2 rRNA genes are annotated in these 3,301 nt (G+C 51.3%); both read right to left on the bottom strand.

The features are described 5' to 3' along the window. Positions 1 to 89, bottom strand: a 5S ribosomal RNA gene (gene rrf / locus HDC30_RS28885); the annotation flags it as partial. A gap of 154 nt (positions 90 to 243) precedes the next feature. Beyond that, positions 244 to 3,135, bottom strand: a 23S ribosomal RNA gene (locus HDC30_RS28890). Positions 3,136 to 3,301 lie beyond the last annotated feature (166 nt).

Here is a 3,301-nt window from a genome sequence, read left to right on the forward strand (position 1 = left end):
GGAAACCCCACACTACCATCGGCGATGCATCGTTTCACTTCTGAGTTCGGGATGGGATCAGGTGGTTCCAACGCTCTATGGTCGTCAAGAAATTCGGGTACTGACTCGTGACCGGTTGGCCTCGCTTCAGCAAATCGGGTATGTGATACAGGTGTTTTGTGAGCATCGCGAACTTTCGGTTCATTGCGTCTTCACACACCGCAATCTGGTCTCTTTCGAGCATTCAGATTGCTTGGGTGTTATATGGTCAAGCCTCACGGGCAATTAGTATTGGTTAGCTCAACGCCTCACAGCGCTTACACACCCAACCTATCAACGTCGTAGTCTTCGACGGCCCTTCAGGGAACTCAAGGTTCCAGTGAGATCTCATCTTGAGGCAAGTTTCCCGCTTAGATGCTTTCAGCGGTTATCTTTCCCGAACATAGCTACCCGGCAATGCCACTGGCGTGACAACCGGAACACCAGAGGTTCGTCCACTCCGGTCCTCTCGTACTAGGAGCAGCCCCTCTCAAATCTCAAACGTCCACGGCAGATAGGGACCGAACTGTCTCACGACGTTCTAAACCCAGCTCGCGTACCACTTTAAATGGCGAACAGCCATACCCTTGGGACCGGCTTCAGCCCCAGGATGTGATGAGCCGACATCGAGGTGCCAAACACCGCCGTCGATATGAACTCTTGGGCGGTATCAGCCTGTTATCCCCGGAGTACCTTTTATCCGTTGAGCGATGGCCCTTCCATACAGAACCACCGGATCACTAAGACCTACTTTCGTACCTGCTCGACGTGTCTGTCTCGCAGTCAAGCGCGCTTTTGCCTTTATACTCTACGACCGATTTCCGACCGGTCTGAGCGCACCTTCGTACTCCTCCGTTACTCTTTAGGAGGAGACCGCCCCAGTCAAACTACCCACCATACACTGTCCTCGATCCGGATAACGGACCTGAGTTAGAACCTCAAAGTTGCCAGGGTGGTATTTCAAGGATGGCTCCACGCGAACTGGCGTCCACGCTTCAAAGCCTCCCACCTATCCTACACAAGCAAATTCAAAGTCCAGTGCAAAGCTATAGTAAAGGTTCACGGGGTCTTTCCGTCTAGCCGCGGATACACTGCATCTTCACAGCGATTTCAATTTCACTGAGTCTCGGGTGGAGACAGCGCCGCCATCGTTACGCCATTCGTGCAGGTCGGAACTTACCCGACAAGGAATTTCGCTACCTTAGGACCGTTATAGTTACGGCCGCCGTTTACCGGGGCTTCGATCAAGAGCTTCGCGTTAGCTAACCCCATCAATTAACCTTCCGGCACCGGGCAGGCGTCACACCCTATACGTCCACTTTCGTGTTTGCAGAGTGCTGTGTTTTTAATAAACAGTCGCAGCGGCCTGGTATCTTCGACCGGCATGAGCTTACGGAGCAAGTCCTTCACCCTCACCGGCGCACCTTCTCCCGAAGTTACGGTGCCATTTTGCCTAGTTCCTTCACCCGAGTTCTCTCAAGCGCCTTGGTATTCTCTACCCAACCACCTGTGTCGGTTTGGGGTACGGTTCCTGGTTATCTGAAGCTTAGAAGCTTTTCTTGGAAGCATGGCATCAACCACTTCGTCACCCAAAGGGTAACTCGTCATCAGCTCTCGGCCTTAAGATCCCGGATTTACCTAAGATCTCAGCCTACCACCTTAAACTTGGACAACCAACGCCAAGCTGGCCTAGCCTTCTCCGTCCCTCCATCGCAATAACCAGAAGTACAGGAATATTAACCTGTTTTCCATCGACTACGCTTTTCAGCCTCGCCTTAGGGACCGACTAACCCTGCGTCGATTAACGTTGCGCAGGAAACCTTGGTCTTTCGGCGTGGGTGTTTTTCACACCCATTGTCGTTACTCATGTCAGCATTCGCACTTCTGATACCTCCAGCAAGCTTCTCAACTCACCTTCACAGGCTTACAGAACGCTCCTCTACCGCATCACTTGCGTGATACCCGTAGCTTCGGTGTATGGTTTGAGCCCCGTTACATCTTCCGCGCAGGCCGACTCGACTAGTGAGCTATTACGCTTTCTTTAAAGGGTGGCTGCTTCTAAGCCAACCTCCTAGCTGTCTAAGCCTTCCCACATCGTTTCCCACTTAACCATAACTTTGGGACCTTAGCTGACGGTCTGGGTTGTTTCCCTTTTCACGACGGACGTTAGCACCCGCCGTGTGTCTCCCATGCTCGGCACTTGTAGGTATTCGGAGTTTGCATCGGTTTGGTAAGTCGGGATGACCCCCTAGCCGAAACAGTGCTCTACCCCCTACAGTGATACATGAGGCGCTACCTAAATAGCTTTCGAGGAGAACCAGCTATCTCCGAGCTTGATTAGCCTTTCACTCCGATCCACAGGTCATCCGCTAACTTTTCAACGGTAGTCGGTTCGGTCCTCCAGTCAGTGTTACCTAACCTTCAACCTGCCCATGGATAGATCGCCCGGTTTCGGGTCTATTCCCAGCGACTAGACGCCCTATTAAGACTCGCTTTCGCTACGCCTCCCCTATTCGGTTAAGCTCGCCACTGAAAATAAGTCGCTGACCCATTATACAAAAGGTACGCAGTCACCCAACAAAGTGGGCTCCCACTGCTTGTACGCATACGGTTTCAGGATCTATTTCACTCCCCTCTCCGGGGTTCTTTTCGCCTTTCCCTCACGGTACTAGTTCACTATCGGTCAGTCAGTAGTATTTAGCCTTGGAGGATGGTCCCCCCATATTCAGACAAAGTTTCTCGTGCTCCGTCCTACTCGATTTCATGACTAAGAGACTTTCGCGTACAGGGCTATCACCCACTATGGCCGCACTTTCCAGAGCGTTCCGCTAATCTCAAAGCCACTTAAGGGCTAGTCCCCGTTCGCTCGCCACTACTAAGGGAATCTCGGTTGATTTCTTTTCCTCAGGGTACTTAGATGTTTCAGTTCCCCTGGTTCGCCTCTTGCACCTATGTATTCAGTACAAGATAACCATCTTGTGATGGCTGGGTTCCCCCATTCAGACATCTCCGGATCAAAGTCTGTTTGCCGACTCCCCGAAGCTTTTCGCAGGCTACCACGTCTTTCATCGCCTCTGACTGCCAAGGCATCCACCGTATGCGCTTCTTCACTTGACCATATAACCCCAAGCAATCTGGTTATACTGTGAAGACGACATTCGCCGAAAATTCGCAAAACTCTTAAGAGTCACTCACAAATTTTACCTTAGCCTGATCCGTTACCAGTGAAAGTAACGTTCAGTCTATCTTTCTATCACATACCCAAATTTTTAAAGAACGATTC

The sequence above is a fragment of the Pseudomonas sp. JAI115 genome (genome assembly GCF_014200835.1).
GTDB lineage: Bacteria > Pseudomonadota > Gammaproteobacteria > Pseudomonadales > Pseudomonadaceae > Aquipseudomonas > Aquipseudomonas putida_A.